Below are 19,657 nucleotides of genomic sequence, written 5' to 3'. Positions count from 1 at the left end.
AATAAAATGTGTTTAAACCCGGCCGCAGCCGGGTGAACGCATTAGCAAAGCGGTTTAACCGCAGCGCGCATTCCCTTCAGCAGAATGGCATCAAGGTCCAGCGTGACCTGGTCGACAAGACCGATTACCTGCGTCAAGTCCTGTTCCCAGTGTTCGCGTGCGCTGAGCACCGACTGCACCAGCTCACGGGTGCTCAACTGCCGATCGCGGTGCTGCGCCCAGAGCTGCTGATAACGTTCCAGCCAGCACGCATCATCCTGCGCCGGATAGCTCTCCCCGTTACGCTCCGCGCGGTAGAACGCGATTAACGCGGCTAAGGCAAACGTCAGACGTGCCGGTAATTGCCCTGTTGCCTTCTGCCCTGCCAGCAGCTGCGGCAGGATGCGGGTGCGGTATTTGGTCATGCCGTTGAGCGCAATGGAAAGCAGCTGGTGTCGGATATAGGGATTGCGAAAACGCCCTGTTACCGCACTGGCGAAAGATTCCAGCTCGTCCCGCGGCAAATCGAGGACCGGAATGATCTCCTGATAAATCGCTTTTTCGACGAACGCGCAGATCTCCGCATCATTCATCGCCTCGCCCACCGTATCCAGCCCGGCCTGGAAGGCGACCGGCACCAGCGCCGTATGCGCCCCGTTCAGGATGGCAACCTTGCGTTCTTTGTAGGGCCTGATGTCGTCGACAATCACTACATTTAACGGGTACTTATCCAGACGGAGTTCCTGAGCAAGGGATGCCGGCCCCTGGATAACGAACAGATAGAAATGTTCAGCCGTGTCAAGGAACCCATCGTGATACCCCAGCTCAGCTTCAAGTACAGCCGCTTCGTCGCGCGGGTAACCGGTCACGATACGATCAACCAGCGTCGAGCAGAAGCTGTTGGCGTCGTTTAGCCACCGGATAAAGGCCGAAGGCAGCGACCACTCCTGGGCATAGCGCAGGACGAGTTCACGCAGCGCATCACCGTTGTAGTCAATCAGTTCGCACGGAATGATGATCCAGCCTTTATCAGGTGCACCGCTGAAGTGGCTAAAGCGCTCAAACAGCAGTCGCGTCAGCTTTGCCGGGTAGCTCACCGCAGGGGCATCGTCGAATCTGTCACCCGCGTGGTAGCTAATACCCGCTTCGGTGGTGTTCGAGAAAACAAAACGCATATCCGGGTTGTGTGCCAGTTTCAGAAACGCGTCATAATCGTCGTAGACGCTGATTTCACGGTTAACCGAGCGGATAAGACGGCTCTCACTCACCGCTTCACCCTGCTCGTTCAGGCCGCGAATGATAGTGGTATACAAACCATCCTGAGTGCTCAGCGACGGCGGGAAGTCACTCTGAATAGGACGGACGATAACCACTCCGGCATTAAGATCGGTATGTTCATTTAACAGGTCAATTTGCCAGTCGACGAACGCACGCAGGAAATTGCCTTCACCAAACTGAATGATGCGTTCTGGGTATTGAGCACCGGGAAAATCACGACGGTTGAGCGTGTTCACAAGGGGGTTCCTTTTATGATTAGTCATACAGCCTGATAAGATTGGTACGATAACTTACCAAAACTTAACGACCGGGAACCCTGTTTTGATCAATACGTCGCGTAGTTGTACAAAATAATCATAAGAACTTATAAAACACAGACGTGGCCGTCATGACGCCGTCCGGCATAAGGGCATAGCGCGGGATCTCCCCCACCTTTTGCCATCCGGCGCGCTGGTAGAACGTCTCGGCGCCGCTGCCGGTGGAGGTATCAAGTACCAGAACCGAAATGTTCCTGGCCCGAGCCTCAGCTTCAAGCGCTTCCATCAATGCCATCGCGGCACCTTTCCGGCGCGCTTTCTCGTGAACCAGCAGCTTCGCCACATCGGCGCGATGCGGCTGGTTTTCCGGCTGGTCTGTGATTAACTGCACCGTTCCGATGACGCCGTCCTGCGGGTCGACACAGGCCAGCACGAGGCGCTCATTGCGCCCTGCGCTTTCAGCAATGCCGCGCCAGAAAGAGCGGGCCCTCTCCAGGCTAAAGGGAAGCATAAAGCTGACGGATGCCCCGCCGTTCACACAATTTTCGAGGATCCCGGCTAGCGCATCAAGGTGGGTGAGAATTTCGTCTCGGGTGAGGTTTTTGATTTGCAGTGAGGTATTCATTGTTTTTCCTTACGTTGAATACCATCACTGTGCATTTAACATCTTATTAACGCAAACGGATCGGACATAGGCTTTTGTTATGTCACCGGGCGCGCTGGCGCTGCTGCTTCATGGCATACATCTTTTCATCGGCATCTTTTAACCACTGCTGCAGGTCGTTGCCGTTATGATCAAATTCACTTAGCCCCCATGAGAAGTGAAGCGACCAGGGGTGTAACCTGCGGGCGTTATAGTTTTCTACCTGCTCGGCGAGATACTGCATGGCAATCCAGGCGCCCTGCTCATCCGTATCCGCGAACAGCACGGCGAACTCGTCCCCGCCAAAACGAACCAGCAGATCCGCTTCGCGGAAAGAGGCACGCATCAGTTGCGCCATGGCATTCAGCGCCTTATCCCCCTCTTCATGCCCGAAGCGATCGTTAATTTCCTTAAAGCGATCCAAATCCAGCCAGCCGAGCGTCAGCGGCTCTGCCCGGCGCCGGGCAACGGAAAGCGTGAAGCGCACGAGCTGATTAAAACCCCGACGGTTGAATAGCCCGGTTAATTCATCCGTGGTCGCCGCGCTGATGGCAGCAAATTCATCTTCCGCCAGCGCGCCAAGGTCTCCCAGGACGGCGAGGTCGGCGGCAGAAAACTCCCGGGGAGCGTAATCAATCAGGCACAGCGAGCCGACGCTTGCGCCGTCACGCAGGCGCAGCGGGAAGCCCGCGTAAAACCGCACGCGAGGTTCACCGGCCACCAGCGGGTTATCCGCAAAACGATCGTCCTGAAGCATATCCCCTACCACCAGCGGCGCTTCGGTGAGGATCGTATGCCCACAAAATGAGATGTTACGCGGAACGGAGCCGGGTGCCTGACCATCAGCGGACTTAACGATTAGCGAATGCTCATCAATGAGATTGACCATCGCCAGCGGCACCTGGAAGAAGCGTTTTGCCAGACGCGTTAACCGGTCAAACGCCGGGGAACTGTCGATCTCAAGCAGACCGGATTCTCGTAGCGAGTTGAGTCTGTCTGTTTCATTTTCAGGGGTTGCAGGTGCTTTCATAATGTCTCCTGACGTAAAGCGTTACTAAAAGCGTAGCTTAAACAGAGGCATTGTCAGCGTTCTGACAGGCTGTTAAGTCGCTTACTATTCACGTCAATGCCTTATGACGATTAACGCAGCTATGTTTCACTCCCGGTGGGCGCGGCAACTTGCTCGTCCGCCACCCGGGCGCTGGTACGGTTTCGACCCGCTTTTTTTGAACGATAGAGATGATCGTCCGCTTCGGCCATGAGCTTGTTGAAGACCTCGGTCAACTGCCATGACTCAGCCTTTCCACTGCCGAGGCCAATACTGACCGTCAGAAAGAGCGTCTGGTGACGCCATGTAAAAGGATGGCTGGCAACGGTGGAACGGATACGCTCAGCCAGTTCAAAACCGTGCTGCGCATCGCCTGAATGAACCACCACAGCGAACTCTTCCCCGCCCATGCGCGCCACCATGCCGTCTTCGCCAACGACCTGCTGAACCTGTCGGGCAAACGACGCCAGCACGCGATCTCCGCACTCATGGCCGTAGTTATCATTAATGCTTTTGAAATAATCAATATCCAGCAGCATGACGGTCAAAAAACGGGTATGCCGGTACGTCTCTTCATGCTTTAACGCCTCATAAAGCCCGGAACGCGAGTAGACGTGTGTTAAAAAGTCATAATCCGCCCTCAGTGAAACCTGGCGGATCAGGGAATTAATCGCCGCCATGCTGACGGAGACCATCACCGGGCAGATCGCCATCGTGGCGATACCCAGCCGGGCTGAAAACATCATTGGCGTCGTAAACGGCGTCGCCACGGCAATATTAATAATCGAGTTGGCGACCAAAATGATTTCAGTGGCACCCGTGATAAACGTCAGCAGACAGGTCGCAGGCAATGAGTAACGAACCGCACACCAGATAAGCGCTGGCAGAGGAAACGAGAGGCTCCCCGCTCCGCCAATCACCACCGACGCGACCACCGAGACGATCAGCGCCATCACCGGCAGCAACTGCTCCAGACGTAACCTGAGATCACGCCCGGGCATACGTAACGTGAGCATACAGGGCACAACAAGCACGCCGGTTGAGAACTGCTCGCTAAACCAGTCGGCAAACAGCGGCCAGAAGGTGTGACTGTCAATCCCGACCGACCCCGCCGCGCCGAGCAAGGCACAAAGCAGCGCGGCAATCAGACAGTAGTTAAACAGGCGTAGCGCGTTAAGCGGATCGGGGGTTTTCTTTATCAGTCGCTTGTCGCGCTGAACCAGCACGGCGACGACAACAATAAAGACCATGTTAGACAGGTTGATCACCACGGAGGCCATCCCCCAGCTGGTCGTTACCGCGTCGTACAACAGCATCGCGACATAGGATACCGCATAGTAATGCAGGCGATTCAGGAAAACATAACGGGCAAAGATCCCTGCCATCACGCCATTGAGTGGCCAGAACAGCGACAAGGCCTCAACGAGCCGTAATTCCGCGCCCACAAAATAGAACAAGGTGGTGAGGATGAAGATCGTCGATGCATTTCGCAGCGGCGTGTCAGGCTGGAACGGCCTGAAAGCGGTAAGAGCAGAACGCATTAAATATCATTCCATATGAAAGCTTATGGCAATTATTGCGGTCGTCAGCATGATCGGGACTAACTTAGGATGCATCTATAACACAAATACCACTGGAGCATAACTCGTCAAATTTAGGCGTTCATCTGCAGCACCAGCCAGTGATGGATAACGCTGACGATATAATTTTGTTGCGGCGCGGTGAGCGTTACACCCTGTGGAATGTTATGCCATTTTGCCAGGCAGCCCCGACAACAGGTGGCGGTGGCATGCTGGGCGATAAACACCGGGTGACCGCGCATAGGCGTCTGTTTACCGTCATTTGCGGGTTGTGCAGGCGCAAGGCGCTTTTCGACAAAATCCGCGGCATGCTGGTCAATGGTTTCGGGGCCTTTGTCCCAGCAGTACTGTCGTTCTTTATCGCCTAAACGAAAGCGCGAGCGAAATGTCGATCGCGCCAGACGGGAAAAGAGAGGATCCAGATCGGGCATCAGTATACTGAACGTCCCAGACGCTGGGTCAGTTTCTCCAGAACCGCCACGCCGGCAAGCGAATTTCCCGTTTCATCCAGCTCCGGGCTCCAGACGGCTATCGCCATTTCATGCGGCACAATCGCCACGACCCCGCCGCCAACGCCCGATTTAGCCGGAAGCCCAACGCGCCAGGCAAACTCGCCGGCGTTTTGATACATCCCGCTGGTGGCCATCAGCGCGTTAACCTGACGAGCCTGAAGCGGCGAAACGACTTCCTGATCAAGGTGCGGTGCGTGCCCCTGGTGCGCAAGGAACAGGAACGTCTGAGCCAGCTCAACGCAGCTCATTTTCAGGGCGCAGTAATGGAAGTAGTTTTGCAGGACGGTCGCCACGTCGTTGTGGAAATTACCGAAGGATTTCATCAGCCAGGCGATAGCCGCGTTACGGGCAGAGTGTTCAAACTCCGAGCGTGCCACAACCGTATCATAGGTAATGTCGTCAACGCCCGAGAGCTGACGCACAATCTCAAGCATTCGCTGACGTGGTGCGCTGAGGCGGCTTTGCAGCATATCGCAGACCACCAGCGCCCCGGCGTTGATAAAGGGATTTCGCGGTTTACCCTGTTCTATCTCGAGCTGAAGCAGCGAGTTAAAAGGCTGGCCGGACGGATCTTTGCCCACCCGCTGCCAGATCTCGTCTTCTTCATACTGGCGCATCGCCGCAACCAGACTGAGCACTTTCGAAATGGACTGAATGGAAAAACGTTCTGTTGCATCCCCTGCCTGGTATCGCTGTCCGTCGATAGTACAGATAGCAATGCCCAGCTTATTCCCGCTGACCGAGGCAAGGGCCGGAATATAGTCGGCAACCTTCCCCTTTCCAATTAACGGACGAACCTGCGCCAGAATCTCGTCCAACATCTCATTATGGATGACCGCAGCCACACTTTGCTCCTTGCCCTCAGGCTAAAACGGGCTGCGAGTATAACAGAGGCTTATGTATTGCGTCAGGCGCTAAGACGAAAACGCGAAACGGCCTGCAATAAAAGATCGGATTGCTTTTGCAGCCGCTCAGAGGCATCCGAGGCGTCAGAGACCAGCAGGTCCGTCTGACGGGAGACCTGGTTCAGCGCCTGAAGCTGGCGGGTCATCTGGTGAATACTCTCTCCCTGGCTGAGGGTGGCGGTGGAGATCTCATTCAGCAAACTGCTTAAATTGCCCACCAGACCGGTGACCTGCTGCAGATTCTCTTCCATCAGGGTGACGGCACGGGAACCGTCTTCAATGCCCTGAACCGAGCGGTTGATCAGCTCCTGAATGGTCTGCGTCGAGTGGCTGCTCTTTCTGGCCAGCAATCCAACCTCCCGGGCGACGACGGCAAAACCGCGCCCCTGGTTTCCGGCATGGGCCGCCTCGATGGCCGCATTCAGCGCCAGGATGTTGGTCTGAAACGCCACGCTGTCGATCATCGCCACGATCCCGCGCATCTCAGACGATCGGTCGACGATCGCCTGCATGGACGCGTTTACGGTCGACATCATCTGGTCTCCCCCCGCGGCGGCCTGACGCGCTTCATCCGCCCGCGAGCTGGCGAGTCTGGCATAGCCGGTATTCCCTTCCACATGGTTTTCCAGCGCCGCGATATGCGCCGTCACATCCTCAAGCTCTTTCGCCTGGCGTGCCGACTGCTGATACAGCTTCTGGTTACCCTGTGCCAGGGAGCTAATGTTCTCCACCATGGTCGCCGTGGCATGGCTGACCTGCGTTACCAGCTGCTGCAGACCGTGCTGCATCGTTGCAATACTGTCGCTAAGCTGCCCTATCTCCCGGTTGAAGCGCATGACGTCCGGCGGCGTGCCGGAGAGATCCCCTGCCGCCAGCCGGTTTATATGCGCAATCAACCGACGCAGCGGCGTAATCACCCATCTGGACATGCCGAACCAGACGACAGCGGCGATGGCGAGCAACAGCACCGGCGCAAACAGGAATAACGTTTGCAATCCTGAGAGCTGCGCCATGAGGCTCTGACGCCCCTGCATGGCCTGCTTCTCGCTTGCCTGCTGATAACGCGCATAGTTGTCGTTAAAATCCGTCTGAAACGCCTGCGCCGGGACGGCAAAAAAAGCGTCGATGGTGTTATCTTTTACCAGACCTTCAGCCTGCTCTTTAATCGCACCGTAGAAAAGCTGATAGCTGTTCACCAGGGCGTCATCTTTCGGCGGATTCAGCGCCAGCCAGGCCTTCCACGCCTGCTGAGAAACCGTCAGCGCCTTTTGCGCATCGTCCATCAGGCTATGCCAGCTTCCGTCGGAGCCGGTCTCTTTATCCTGCATAAACCAGACGCCGGACCGGTTAAGCAGATCGCTTGCCGCCAGCAGGGAAACACGGGCCAGATCCAGCTTGCTCTGCTGCTGCCAGGCCAGCAGGTTTTGCTGCTCGTTACGCTGGGCGTTGTTCAGGGAGGCGTTAAGCAGGAGTGACGAGGAGAGCTGCAGCGCGGAGAAAAGGCCAATAATGCAAAAGATGCCCGTCAACAGGCCAAAGTGACGCGGGGTGAGACGCTGCGCAATACGGCGAAAAATTTGCGTTAGGTTCATAATTAGCTTCATTTACAAGGCGTTAGACGCGTGCGAGTCTACGAAATGAAAATGACAGAACCATGGCAGAATAATGACAACGGCCCTCACGACGAGGGCCGAAATTAAGGATTACACGCGATCCTTCCACACCGTCTGCACGTTACAGAACTCGTGCAAGCCAAAGTGGGAAAGCTCGCGGCCGAAACCGCTTTTCTTCACGCCACCAAAAGCCACGCGCGCATCGCTGGCGCTAAAGCCGTTGATAAACACGCCGCCGCACTCCAGCTCGCGGGAGAATTTATCCGCAAGCGCTGCGTCAGCGGTAAAGACGGTGGCGGACAGGCCAAAGTCGCTGTCGTTGGCAAGCATCAAGGCATGCTCCGCGTCTTTCGCGACGGTAATAGCCGCGACCGGACCAAACAGCTCCTGGCGGAACGCCGTCATCGACGGGGTGACATTCGCCAGCACGGTTGGCGCATAGTAATTCCCCTCGCCGCTGATTTTCTCGCCACCCAGCAGCAACGTTGCACCTTCTGCCAGCGTCGCCTGTACCTGCTGATGCAGTTCATCGCGCAGATCGAAACGCGCCATCGGGCCCAGGTAGTTTTCTTCCTGGTCCGGAGCGCCCAGCTTCAGGGCAGCAACCGCATCGACAAAGCGTTGGGTAAAGGTGTCCGCAATACCCTCTTCCACAATGAAGCGTTTTGCCGCCGCGCACACCTGCCCGGTATTCTGGTAGCGACCCGCTACCGCCGCTTTCACGGCGAGATCCAGGTCGGCATCGTTGAGAACGATGAACGGGTCTGAGCCGCCCAGTTCAAGAACGCATTTTTTCAGCGCGGCTCCTGCCTGAGCCCCAATGGCTGCCCCGGCACGCACGCTGCCGGTGACGGTCACCGCCGCAATACGACGATCGTTAATCGCCTGGCTGACGCCGTCATTGGTGGCGTTCACCCAGCCGAACACGCCTTCAGGGAAACCCGCATCCGCAAAGATCTGCCCTATAAGATCCGCAGAGCCGAGCACGTTGGGCGCATGTTTGAGCAGATAGCTGTTACCGGCCAGCAGAATTGGCACCGCGCCGCGCAGCACCTGCCAGAGCGGGAAGTTCCACGGCATCACCGCGAGGATCGGCCCCAGCGGACGGTATTCAATGACCGCGTTCTGGTTTTCCACCAGCGTCGGCTCCGCACGCAGCATTGCCGGGCCGTGCTCGGCATACCAGTCGCACAGACCGGCGGACTTTGCCACTTCCGCTCGCGCCTGCAGGATGGGCTTGCCCATTTCACGGGAGATAATCTGCGCCATCTCTTCCGCACGGTTTCGCAGCGCGGCGCCGAGATCCCGCAGCTTCTGCGCCCGGTGGGACACGCTTTCGCGTCGCCACTGGCGATACCCCGCGTCGGACTGAGAAATCGCGCGTTCAACCTCTTCCGGCGTCGCCCAGGGATACGCAGCGAGGGTTTCACCCGTTGCTGGGTTAACAGAGAGGGCATGTGTAGCAGATGAATATTTCATGATGTTCTCCACGCATTTCGGTTGATTGATTGTGGCTCACTCTGCTATTTCTTAAAAATGAATAATACTAACCACCTTATTCACGAAACGAGAATGCCATGGACTTAACCCAGCTTGAAATGTTTAACGCCGTCGCGCTGACGGGCAGCATCACCCAGGCGGCGCAGAAGGTGCATCGCGTGCCGTCTAACCTGACGACCCGCATCCGCCAGCTGGAAGCCGATCTGGGCGTTGAGCTGTTTATTCGTGAGAACCAGCGTTTGCGCTTATCCCCGGCTGGCCATAACTTCCTGCGCTACAGCAGGCAGATCCTCGCCCTGGTGGATGAAGCGCGCATGGTTGTCGCGGGGGATGAGCCGCAGGGGTTATTTGCCCTCGGCGCGCTGGAAAGCACCGCCGCCGTGCGCATTCCTGAAACGCTGGCGCAGTTTAACCAGCGCTATCCGCGTATTCAGTTTGCCCTTTCTACCGGGCCTTCCGGGACGATGATTGATGGCGTACTGGAGGGAACCCTAAGCGCCGCCTTCGTCGACGGTCCGCTGTCGCACCCGGAGCTGGAAGGCATGCCGGTCTACCGGGAAGAGATGATGCTGGTCACGCCTGCCGGGCATGTGGAGGTGACGCGCGCCTCGCAGGTCAGCGGCAGCGACGTCTATGCCTTTCGCGCCAACTGCTCGTATCGCCGACACCTGGAGAGCTGGTTTCACGCTGACCGCGCCACGCCCGGCCGCATTCATGAGATGGAGTCCTATCACGGCATGCTCGCCTGCGTCATTGCGGGCGCGGGCATCGCGCTGATGCCGCGCTCGATGCTGGAGAGTATGCCGGGACATCAACAGGTTGAAGCCTGGCCGCTGGCAGAAAACTGGCGCTGGCTCACCACCTGGCTGGTGTGGCGACGCGGGGCGATGACCCGCCAGCTGGAAGCCTTTATAGCGCTGCTAAACGAACGTCTTCAACCAGCGCCTTCTCCATAAACAGGCTGAGCGGGTCGTCAACGTACGGGGCAAACGCCGGACGCAAATCGTATCCGCACTGTTCATAAAGACGCACCGCGGCATGCTGCTTGATACCCGTTTCCAGCCGTACGGTATGACAATGACGGCTCAGAGCCTCATCTTCCAGGGCGGCCAGCAGCGTTTCGCCGAGATGCTGCCCGCGATGTGCCGGGTCAATATAGACCCGCTTCATCTCCCCCGTTCCGTCACCGTTGAGCACGATAGCGCCACAGCCCACGGCGTGCAGCTGCTGGTCGCGAATGATCATCAGGATCAGCGAGGCTTCCGGCAGCGCAGCCAGATCGAGCAGATGGTTGCTTTCTGCGGGATAGAGTTCGCTCTGATAGCGGTCAAGCGCCGCGATCAGAGCGAGAATGTCCGGATGACGTGCAGATTCAGAGGTAATGGAATACATGGCAGGCTCCTTGCTTTTTTATGAGGCTAAATTTCAACATAGCGCAGGCCTGCCTGGGTGCTACATAGTATTAACTTATCGCTCCGCCCTGTTAGCGCAAAAAGACGCGCCCTTTCAGATACAGGGTAGCCTGGCCGCCAATCAGCACGCGGTCGCCCTTAAGCTCACAGCGCAGATCCCCGCCACGGTGCGACACCTGGCGGGCATTGAGCGACGTTTTGCCCAGCTTTTCACTCCAGTACGGGATCAGCATGCTGTGGGCAGATCCGGTAACCGGATCTTCGGGCACCCCTTCGCCCGGGCAGAAAAAGCGGCTGACGAAGTCATATTCTTCGCCTGGTGCCGTCACGCAGACCATTTTATCCAGCGGAAGCATGGCACCGATATCCGGCGTTAACGCCTCCACCTGCTGCTGGCTCTCCAGCACCACCATGTAATCCCGACCCACGCGCACCTCTTTTTCCGCCGTGATGCCCAGGGCGCTAAACAGCACCTCGGGAGGATTATCCACAACCTCCGTCGACCACGCGGGGAAGTTCAGCGTCAGCCAGTCGCCGCTGCGTTTAACCGTCAGCTCGCCCACGAAGCGGGTGGTGAAGGTGATTTCGGTATGCGGGTAATCAAGGTATTCGAAAATGACGTGCGATGCGGCAAGCGTAGCGTGGCCGCAGAGGTTAATTTCATCCAGCGTGGTAAACCAGCGCAGCTCAAACCCACCGTCGGTGCGCACGAAAAAGGCGGTCTCAGACTGGTTATGCTGCTGCGCCATTTTGAGCAGCGTCTCGTCCGGCAGCCACTCTTCCAGAGGACATACCGCTGCGGCGTTGCCACCAAAGGTTTTGTCGCTGAAGGCATCCACCAGATAAAAATCAATTTCCTGCATTGTCTCTTCCTCTCTTGTTATGGCTATTTAGCGCAGAAAAACTGTGCCTTTCAGATAAAGTGTGGCCTGTCCGCTCATCAGCACCCGCGAGCCTTTGAGCTCACAGCGCACATCGCCACCGCGCGCTGAAACCTGACGGGCAAACATCGTCGTTTTACCCATCTTTTCGCTCCAGTACGGGATCAGCATGGTGTGCGCGGAGCCGGTGACCGGGTCCTCCGGGACGGAAACGCCCGGTGAGAAAAAGCGGCTGACAAAATCGTATTCCCCCTCACCCCGCGCCGTCACGCTCACCTTATGCTCGCCCGGCGTCATCGCCGAGAAGCGTGGCGCAAGCGCTTCAACCTGCTGGCGATTATCCAGAACGATCAGCCAGGCGCGTCCTTTACGGGCTTCAACGTAGCGGCTGATACCCAGCGCCGAAAGCATCTCAGGCGGGGGCGTCTCTTCATGGGTTGGACATGCCGGGAAGTCCAGCGTCATCCACTCTCCCTCCCGGCTGACCGTCAGGCGGCCAGAGGCGGTTTCAAAGTGGATCCGCGAATCCGGGTAATCCAGCTCGGTAAACAGCACGTGCGCGGCCGCCAGCGTAGCGTGGCCGCAGAGATTGACTTCGGTGAGCGTGGTAAACCAGCGGAGCTCAATGCCCCCTTTACTGCAGACGAAAAACGCCGTTTCCGACTGATTATGCTGCTGCGCCATTTTCACTAAGGTCTCATCGGGCAACCACGCTTTCAGCGGGCAAACGGCTGCCGGGTTGCCGCCGAACGAGGTATCGCTGAACGCATCTACCAGATAAAAATCAATCTCCTGCATTGTCTTACCGCCTGTTTTTATTATGTTGTTCTTTTATATTCAATGAAAACAGCGTTCCCGGCTACCGCTTTTATAAGGTAAATATTGAGATCTGCATCACATAATGGTTGAGTTTTCGCCGTTTGACGTTTTAAGATCGTCTCCTCTTCTTTTCAGCAACGAATCTCCGACATCCCTATGACAACGAACACAGTTTCCCGCAGGGTTGCGTGGCTACGCGTGGTCACGCTGGCCATTGCCGCGTTTATTTTTAATACCACAGAATTTGTTCCGGTTGGGCTGTTGTCTGACATCGCTGAAAGTTTCCAGATGGAAACGGCTCAGGTGGGCATTATGTTGACCATCTACGCCTGGGTAGTGGCGCTGATGTCCCTGCCGTTTATGCTGCTGACCAGCCAGATGGAGCGGCGCAGGCTGCTGATCGGTCTGTTTGTCTTGTTCATTGCGAGCCACGTGCTGTCATTTATGGCGTGGAATTTTACGGTGCTGGTCATGAGCCGCATCGGCATCGCCTTTGCCCATGCGGTGTTCTGGTCGATCACCGCGTCGCTGGCGATTCGCCTGGCGCCGGCAGGGAAACGCGCGCAGGCGCTGAGCCTGATTGCTACCGGTACCGCACTGGCGATGGTGCTGGGTCTGCCGATTGGCCGCATCGTGGGGCAATACTTCGGCTGGCGTACGACCTTCTTCGCCATCGGTATGGGTGCGCTGGTTACGCTGGTATGTCTGATTAAACTGCTGCCCGCGCTGCCGAGCGAACATTCCGGCTCGCTGAAAAGCCTGCCGCTGCTGATGCGTCGCCCGGCGCTGCTGAGTATCTACCTGCTGACCGTCATTGTGGTGACGGCCCATTACACGGCGTATAGCTACATTGAACCGTTTGTGCAGATGGTAGCAGGCTTTAGCGCCAACTTTGCCACCGTCTTACTGTTGATCCTCGGCGGTGCGGGCATTGTTGGCAGCGTGCTGTTCGGCAAGCTGGGTAACCGGCACGCCTCCTTGCTGGTGAGCAGCGCCATCGGCCTGCTGCTGGCCTGCCTGCTGCTGCTGATGCCCGCCGCGGGCAGTGAGAGCCATCTGGCGATCCTTAGCCTGTTCTGGGGCGTGGCGATCATGATTATTGGTCTGGGCATGCAGGTGAAAGTGCTGGCCCTGGCGCCGGATGCAACGGACGTTGCCATGTCGCTATTCTCCGGGATTTTCAATCTGGGGATTGGCGCGGGCGCGCTGGCGGGAAATCAGGTCATACTGCACGTGTCGATGTCGGCGATTGGCTATCTGGGGGCTATTCCGGCCCTGGTGGCGCTTGTCTGGTCGGTGCTCATCTTCCGTAAATGGCCGGTGGCGCTGGAGGAACAGGGGCAGCACGGGTGAGGTTTGTTTGTGCCGGGTGGCGCTGCGCTTACCCGGCCTACAAGCCCATAATAACGTAGGCCGGGTAAGGCGTAGCCGCCACCCGGCAATCACATCAATGATAGGTCTTAATAATTTCCAGCACGCCGTTAATAATAAACTGCACGCCCATACAGACCAGTAAGAAGCCCATCAGGCGGGAAATCGCCTCGATACCGCCCTTACCTACCCAGCGCATAATGGCGCCAGAGCTGCGCAGCGACACCCACACGATAAGACCGATAATCGCAAAAATCAGCGGTGGCGCTACCGTCAGCACCCAGTCCGGGAAGGTTGCGCTGTCACGCACCGTCGACGCGGAGCTGATGATCATCGCGATGGTCCCCGGCCCCGCCGTGCTCGGCATGGCAATCGGCACAAAGGCGATATTGGCACTCGGTTCGGTTTCCAGCTCTTCCGATTTGCTGGCCGCTTCCGGCGACTCATGCGCTTTTTGCGCCGGGAACAGCATGCGGAAACCAATAAAGGCCACAATCAGCCCCCCAGCGATACGCAGGCCCGGGATAGAAATCCCGAAGGTATTCATCACCACCTGTCCGGCGTAATAAGCCACCATCATGATGGCAAACACATACACCGAGGCCATCATCGACTGATGGTTGCGCTCGGCGCTATTCATATTCCCTGCCAGCCCGAGGAACAGCGCCACCGTCGTTAACGGGTTAGCCAACGGCAGCAAGACCACCAGCCCAAGGCTGATTGCTTTAATTAAATCCAACATAGTGCGTTGTTGTCCTTATCCATATTTAACACAGCAATTATAGGGTGAAAGTGTGACATTCAGCCATGGGTGCAACGTAACGATTATTTCCCTTCTGAAAAGATAACTGTCAGTTATCTATCTGATTTGAAAGACCTCAAAAAAAGTTCATGAAACGTTTTAGCAATTCGTGGCATCGGCTGACTCATTCAGTTGACTTATACTTGCCTGAGCAATAATATCTGCCGTGACTAATTACTTGCCAGGGCAACCATTGTGAAAAGCACCAGTGATATCTTTAACGACGTTGTTCCGCTGGGTCGTCTTATTCATATGGTCAATCAGAAAAAAGATCGCCTGCTCAATGACTACCTGTCACCGCTGGATATCACCGCAACACAGTTCAAAGTGCTGTGTTCCATTCGCTGCGAAGTGTGTATCACGCCGGTTGAGCTGAAAAAGGTGCTCTCTGTCGATCTGGGCGCGTTAACCCGCATGCTCGATCGTCTCGTCTGCAAAGGATGGATAGAACGAAGCCCTAACCCGAATGACAAACGCGGCGTACTGGTGAAGCTAACCAGCGATGGCGCGGACATGTGCGAGCAATGTCATCAATTAGTAGGACAAACACTGCATCAGGAACTAACAAAAAACTTAACGGCAGATGAAGTGGCAACCCTTGAGCTTTTGCTGAAGAAAATCCTGCCGTAAACAGAAAAAAAGAGGTATGACGATGTCCAGACGCAATACTGACGCTATTACCATTCATAGCATTTTGGACTGGATCGAAGATAACCTGGAATCGCCGCTCTCCCTTGAAAAAGTGTCAGAGCGTTCGGGTTACTCCAAATGGCACCTGCAACGGATGTTCAAAAAAGAGACCGGTCATTCATTAGGTCAATATATTCGCAGCCGCAAGCTGACGGAAATTGCCCAGAAACTGAAAGAAAGCAATGAGCCGATCCTTTATCTGGCGGAGCGTTACGGATTTGAATCGCAGCAAACCCTGACGCGTACGTTCAAGAACTATTTTGACGTGCCGCCTCATAAGTACCGAATCACCAGCGTGCCGGGCGAATCCCGATACCTGTATCCGTTAAAACACTGTAGTTAATCATCGCCTGTAACAGACGTAACCGAGGAAATCATGAAAGTTATCGCCTCCGCCGCCCTCGCCTTGCTGGTGCTGTTCTCCAGCCTGACCTTCGCGGAGCAAACCCCTCGTGCAACGCAGCAAAATAATCCTGATACGATGATTTTGCCGTCAGCACATGACCAGTCGCCTTATGATTTCAACCACATGGGTGCTGGTAGCGACAAATCCGACGAATTAGGCGTGCCTTATTATAATCAGCACGGCCTCTGATTCGTTTTTGCCCCGCAGACGCGGGGCTTTTTTTATGCCTTTTCGCTTACCCGCGTCGTCCGACGAACCCGCAGACCAAACACGTTAATGTACAGCCCGGCCATGATCAGCACGGCGCCCAACAGCTGCAGCGCGCTCAGCGTTTCATCCAGTAAGAGTGCCGCACTGGCAAGCCCTACCACCGGTACCAGCAGAGATAACGGTGCGACGCGCCAGGTTTCATACCGTCCCAGCAGCGATCCCCAGATCCCGTAGCCCACAATGGTGGCGACAAAGGCCAGATAGACGAGAGACAGGATCGTGGTCATATCGATGTCGACCAGACTGTTCAGCATCACCGCCGGACCGTCCAGAATACTCGACGCCAGCAGAAACGGGATCACCGGGCTCAGTGCGCTCCATACCACCAGCGACATCACCGCCGGGCGCGCCTCGTGCTGCATAATCAGCTTGTTGAAGATATTCCCGCAGGCCCAGCTCAGCCCCGCCGCCAGCGTCAACATAAACCCGAGCAGCGCCACATGCTGACCATTCAGGCTGGCCTCGATCAGCACCAGCACGCCGAACACCGCCAGGGTGATCCCCGCCAGCTGTTTGCCCTGCAGACGCTCGCCAAACACGAACGCCCCGAGAATAATGGTAAAGAACGCCTGCGCCTGTAACACCAGCGAGGCAAGACCCGCCGGCATACCGAACTTGATGGCGCAAAAGAGAAACGCGAACTGGCCAAAGCTAATGGTCAGACCGTAGCCCAGCAGCAGTTTCAACGGGATCTTCGGGCGGGCGACAAAGAAGATGGCCGGAAAAGCGACCAGCATAAAACGTAAACCGGCCAGCATCAGCGGCGGCATGTTGTGCAGCCCCAGCTTAATGACCACAAAGTTGAGCCCCCATACTACGACCACCAGCAACGCCAGCAGCCCGTCTTTCCGCGTCATACCCAGCCCCTGAATTATTAATAATTTGTTAACACTTCAAGGTAACAGAAAAAAGTGCGCCGCGAGAAGATCATTATTTCTGGCAGGCAGCTGAAGCACTTAGGGATAAATCAGGTGCTATACAAGCCCCTTATGTCATGGTAATCCTGTTAACACACATCTAATAAAAGCATAAGCAACTGTCGGGCAGGAATATGAAACCATCTCTCAGGCGCTCAACCGCAGCGCTGCTGGCATCGTCATTGTTGTTAACCATTGGTCGAGGGGCAACGCTGCCGTTCATGACCATCTATCTCACACGCGTCTACAGCATGAGCGTCGAGAATATTGGTTATGCCCTGACGATTGCGCTGACTATCGGCGTGGTGTTCAGCCTGGGGTTTGGCATTCTTGCCGATAAGTTTGATAAAAAACGCTACATGCTGATCGCCATCGTGGCCTTTATCGCCGGCTTTGTCGCGATCCCGCTGGTCGATAACGTCACGCTGGTGGTGCTGTTCTTTGCGCTGATCAACTGCGCCTATTCCGTCTTTTCGACGGTACTGAAGGCCTGGTTCTCCGACGTGCTCACCGCGAGCCAGAAAGCGCGCGTCTTCTCGCTGAACTACAGCTTCCTGAACATTGGCTGGACGATCGGACCGCCAATTGGCACCCTGCTGGTGATGTACAGCCTGCAACTGCCGTTCTGGCTGGCGGCCTTCTGCGCTGCCCTGCCGCTGGGCTTTATCCATTTCTTTGTGCAAAAAAGCGTGGCGCTGGATACTACCGAGGAGAAGACGCCTTGGCAGCCGTCGGTATTACTGAAAGACCGCGCGCTGTTCTGGTACACGCTGTCTGGCCTGCTGGCCTCATACGTGGGCGGGTCGTTCGCGAGCTGTATTTCGCAATACGTTCTGGCCGCGCATGCGGACAGTGATTTCGCCGAAAAAGTGGTGGCTGTCGTACTGCCCGTAAACGCCGCCGTGGTGGTGACGCTGCAATATGCGCTAGGCCGTAAGATCTCAGCCAACAATATTCGCCCGCTGATGACCCTCGCTACCCTGTTTTTTATCGTGGGGCTGGGCGGCTTTATGCTCTCCGGAGAGAACCTGGTTTACTGGGGCATTGCTGCCGCTATCTTTACCCTGGGTGAGATTATCTATGCGCCGGGCGAATACATGCTGATCGACAACATTGCGCCACCGGGAATGAAGGCGAGCTATTTCTCCGCTCAGGCGCTGGGCTGGCTCGGCGCGGCGGCAAACCCGATGATCACCGGTATCATACTGACCAACCTGCCGCACTGGTCGTTGTTTGTCATCATGATGGTCGCCATTGTTGTCGCATGGCTGATGATTTTGCGCGGGATGAGCGTGAAGGCGTGGTGTGAGTCGCCCAAAGCGGCGTAGCAAATGCAGGCCGGGTAAGGCGCAGCCGCCACCCGGCAATAAAGCATCAGTGGTGCAACATCTCCTCCACCACCTGCTCTTTATACATCTCGTTCGGGTAATAGGTCGGCCAGTTATCCATCTCTTTCAGCAGCGCCTCGTGGGAGGTATTGCCCATGAAAATATGGAAGTGCGAAGAGGCCTTCGGTCCGATGGTATGGTCGCTGAACTGCACGAACTTCGGCGCCTTGCTGCTGGCGTCCTTACACTCAAACAGATAGCGCACGCCTTTCTTACCTGACGCGTAGGTCAGAATTTTGTAGCCGCTGTAATCATAATGACAGCGGCTGACCGCTTTACCCTGATGGAACTCCATCACGTTATTTTCGATGCCGATGGCATCCACGTCCGTCGCATAACCCGTTCGGTAGTAGGCTTTCACCTCGTCAAAGGTTTTACTTTTGTCTTTCTGCGCTTTCTGTTTAAACGCCGGATCGAGCGAACCATCAAGCAGGAACGGATAGACCGACTGCCAGGTCCCGTCCCAGTCAGACAGCGTTCTGTCCTTCACGTCTTTATCCTCAAACACACCGTTCGCCGCTTTCTGTTCCGCTTCAGTCATCTGATGGCCGTGCGAGTGAGCAAACAGCTGGCCGCTGACCAGCAGCGCCCCCAGAGTCATAGCAAATTTTCCAATATGTGCAGTCAACATAACACCCTCATTCCGTTTGATAAGAACGAGGATGTTATATTATAACATTTCAGATCGCAACCAGGCCGCGCACGCCCTCCTGCTCCATGTTCTCACCCCGTCCGCGCTGAATAATTGTGCCGCGCGACATGAGCAGATAGCTGTCTGCCAGCTCGGCGGCAAAGTCGTAAAATTGCTCAACCAGCAGGATCGCCATATCCCCCCGGTCAGCCAGGGTGCGGATCACCTGGCCAATCTCTTTAATCACCGACGGCTGTATGCCTTCGGTCGGCTCATCCAGAATCAGCAGCTGCGGACGACTCGCCAGCGCGCGCCCAATCGCCAGCTGCTGCTGTTGCCCCCCGGAGAGATCGCCCCCGCGACGATGCTTCATCTCTTTAAGCACCGGGAACAGCTGCCAGATCTCTTCCGGCACCTGCTTCGCCTCGCGGGCGGAAAATCGCGACAGCCCTAGCAGAAGGTTCTCTTCCACGGTCAGGCGCGAGAAAATCTCGCGCCCCTGCGGAACATACGCCACGCCAGTCTGCACCCGCTGATGCGGCCTGCTGTGGGTAATCTTTTTACCCTGCCAGATGACCTCCCCGGTTTTCGCCGGGATCAGCCCCATCAGACACTTCAGCAGCGTGGTTTTCCCCACGCCGTTGCGCCCCAGCAGGCAGGTGACTTCGCCAGTGTTAGCCTCAAAGCTCACGCCGCGCAGGATATGGCTGCCGCCGTAATACTGATTCAGTTCGTTGACCTGTAACATTCCCTCT

Annotated in this window: 21 protein-coding genes; 6 read left to right on the top strand and 15 right to left on the bottom strand. The window is 56.4% G+C overall.

The window, feature by feature from the left end; translation table 11 throughout:
- Positions 1–41: 41 nt before the first annotated feature.
- The 8 genes from P349_RS18445 to sad form a co-directional block, all read right to left on the bottom strand.
- On the bottom strand, positions 42–1,493 hold the full coding sequence (locus P349_RS18445; RefSeq protein ID WP_032647216.1) for a tagaturonate reductase: 1,452 nt from the start codon (positions 1,491–1,493) through the stop codon (positions 42–44).
- 118 nt (positions 1,494–1,611) lie between these two features.
- Positions 1,612–2,139, bottom strand: a complete 528-nt coding sequence (locus P349_RS18450) for a GNAT family N-acetyltransferase (protein ID WP_032647214.1) — start codon at positions 2,137–2,139, stop codon at positions 1,612–1,614.
- An 82-nt stretch (positions 2,140–2,221) separates the two neighbouring features.
- On the bottom strand, positions 2,222–3,187 hold the full coding sequence (locus tag P349_RS18455; RefSeq protein WP_032647212.1) for a sensor domain-containing diguanylate cyclase: 966 nt from the start codon (positions 3,185–3,187) through the stop codon (positions 2,222–2,224).
- A 119-nt stretch (positions 3,188–3,306) separates the two neighbouring features.
- On the bottom strand, positions 3,307–4,746 hold the full coding sequence (locus tag P349_RS18460) for a sensor domain-containing diguanylate cyclase (protein WP_032647210.1): 1,440 nt from the start codon (positions 4,744–4,746) through the stop codon (positions 3,307–3,309).
- Positions 4,747–4,859: 113 nt separating this feature from the next.
- Positions 4,860–5,216, bottom strand: a complete 357-nt coding sequence (locus P349_RS18465) for a DUF4186 domain-containing protein (RefSeq protein WP_032647208.1) — start codon at positions 5,214–5,216, stop codon at positions 4,860–4,862.
- Positions 5,216–6,142: a glutaminase B gene (glsB, locus tag P349_RS18470; protein WP_024908464.1), complete on the bottom strand. Its 927-nt coding sequence runs from the start codon at positions 6,140–6,142 to the stop codon at positions 5,216–5,218. The genes P349_RS18465 and glsB overlap by 1 nt, the downstream gene beginning before the upstream one ends.
- Positions 6,143–6,204: 62 nt before the next feature.
- Complete coding sequence (locus tag P349_RS18475) at positions 6,205–7,794, bottom strand: methyl-accepting chemotaxis protein (RefSeq protein WP_032647205.1); 1,590 nt, start codon at positions 7,792–7,794, stop codon at positions 6,205–6,207.
- Between the two features lie 111 nt (positions 7,795–7,905).
- The gene (sad, locus tag P349_RS18480; protein WP_032647203.1) at positions 7,906–9,294 is read right to left on the bottom strand and encodes a succinate-semialdehyde dehydrogenase; all 1,389 of its coding nucleotides are present in this window, start codon (positions 9,292–9,294) and stop codon (positions 7,906–7,908) included.
- Positions 9,295–9,392: 98 nt separating this feature from the next.
- Between sad and ptrR the strand changes: the two genes are divergently transcribed.
- Positions 9,393–10,271, top strand: a complete 879-nt coding sequence (gene ptrR / locus P349_RS18485; RefSeq protein WP_032647202.1) for a putrescine utilization regulator PtrR — start codon at positions 9,393–9,395, stop codon at positions 10,269–10,271.
- Here the strand turns inward: ptrR and P349_RS18490 are convergent.
- From P349_RS18490 to P349_RS18500, 3 genes are all read right to left on the bottom strand, one after another.
- A complete protein-coding gene (locus tag P349_RS18490) occupies positions 10,225–10,707 on the bottom strand; it encodes a GNAT family N-acetyltransferase (RefSeq protein ID WP_032647199.1) in 483 nt (160 codons plus the stop codon). The genes ptrR and P349_RS18490 overlap by 47 nt on opposite strands.
- Positions 10,708–10,798: 91 nt before the next feature.
- Entirely contained in the window at positions 10,799–11,590 is a 792-nt protein-coding gene (locus P349_RS18495) for a PhzF family phenazine biosynthesis protein (protein WP_032647198.1), read from the bottom strand.
- A 27-nt stretch (positions 11,591–11,617) separates the two neighbouring features.
- Complete coding sequence (locus P349_RS18500; RefSeq protein ID WP_032647196.1) at positions 11,618–12,406, bottom strand: PhzF family phenazine biosynthesis protein; 789 nt, start codon at positions 12,404–12,406, stop codon at positions 11,618–11,620.
- 177 nt (positions 12,407–12,583) lie between these two features.
- Between P349_RS18500 and P349_RS18505 the strand changes: the two genes are divergently transcribed.
- Positions 12,584–13,780: a sugar transporter gene (locus P349_RS18505; RefSeq protein WP_032647193.1), complete on the top strand. Its 1,197-nt coding sequence runs from the start codon at positions 12,584–12,586 to the stop codon at positions 13,778–13,780.
- A 94-nt stretch (positions 13,781–13,874) separates the two neighbouring features.
- On the opposite strand, the gene P349_RS18510 is transcribed toward P349_RS18505, so the two are convergent.
- The gene (locus tag P349_RS18510; RefSeq protein ID WP_024908448.1) at positions 13,875–14,540 is read right to left on the bottom strand and encodes a MarC family NAAT transporter; all 666 of its coding nucleotides are present in this window, start codon (positions 14,538–14,540) and stop codon (positions 13,875–13,877) included.
- Between the two features lie 255 nt (positions 14,541–14,795).
- Here P349_RS18510 and marR point away from each other — a divergent pair, with 255 nt between their 5' ends.
- The 3 genes from marR to marB are packed head-to-tail and all read left to right on the top strand — an operon-like array spanning position 14,796 to position 15,885.
- Positions 14,796–15,230, top strand: coding sequence for a multiple antibiotic resistance transcriptional regulator MarR (gene marR / locus P349_RS18515; protein ID WP_032647191.1), 435 nt, complete (start codon positions 14,796–14,798; stop codon positions 15,228–15,230).
- 22 nt (positions 15,231–15,252) lie between these two features.
- Positions 15,253–15,633, top strand: coding sequence for an MDR efflux pump AcrAB transcriptional activator MarA (gene marA / locus P349_RS18520; RefSeq protein ID WP_008502237.1), 381 nt, complete (start codon positions 15,253–15,255; stop codon positions 15,631–15,633).
- Positions 15,634–15,666: 33 nt separating this feature from the next.
- A complete protein-coding gene (marB, locus tag P349_RS18525) occupies positions 15,667–15,885 on the top strand; it encodes a multiple antibiotic resistance protein MarB (RefSeq protein WP_032647190.1) in 219 nt (72 codons plus the stop codon).
- A gap of 32 nt (positions 15,886–15,917) precedes the next feature.
- Here marB and eamA read toward each other — a convergent pair whose 3' ends face one another.
- The gene (eamA, locus tag P349_RS18530; RefSeq protein WP_032647187.1) at positions 15,918–16,823 is read right to left on the bottom strand and encodes an O-acetylserine/cysteine exporter; all 906 of its coding nucleotides are present in this window, start codon (positions 16,821–16,823) and stop codon (positions 15,918–15,920) included.
- Positions 16,824–17,017: 194 nt separating this feature from the next.
- Here eamA and ydeE point away from each other — a divergent pair, with 194 nt between their 5' ends.
- The gene (gene ydeE, locus P349_RS18535; RefSeq protein WP_032647185.1) at positions 17,018–18,211 is read left to right on the top strand and encodes an efflux MFS transporter YdeE; all 1,194 of its coding nucleotides are present in this window, start codon (positions 17,018–17,020) and stop codon (positions 18,209–18,211) included.
- Positions 18,212–18,257: 46 nt separating this feature from the next.
- Here the strand turns inward: ydeE and zinT are convergent, their stop codons facing one another.
- On the bottom strand, positions 18,258–18,899 hold the full coding sequence (gene zinT, locus P349_RS18540; protein WP_032647829.1) for a metal-binding protein ZinT: 642 nt from the start codon (positions 18,897–18,899) through the stop codon (positions 18,258–18,260).
- Positions 18,900–18,951: 52 nt separating this feature from the next.
- Positions 18,952–19,650 (bottom strand): urea ABC transporter ATP-binding subunit UrtE, encoded by a 699-nt coding sequence (gene urtE / locus P349_RS18545; protein ID WP_024908443.1) that lies wholly within the window; start codon positions 19,648–19,650, stop codon positions 18,952–18,954.
- Positions 19,651–19,657: the final 7 nt, after the last annotated feature.

The organism is Enterobacter sp. DC4, from assembly GCF_000568095.1.
In the GTDB taxonomy this organism is placed as follows: Bacteria; Pseudomonadota; Gammaproteobacteria; order Enterobacterales; family Enterobacteriaceae; genus Enterobacter; species Enterobacter pseudoroggenkampii.
The sequence above is the reverse complement of the archived record's forward strand: the minus strand, read 5'-3'. Positions and strand labels throughout refer to the sequence as shown.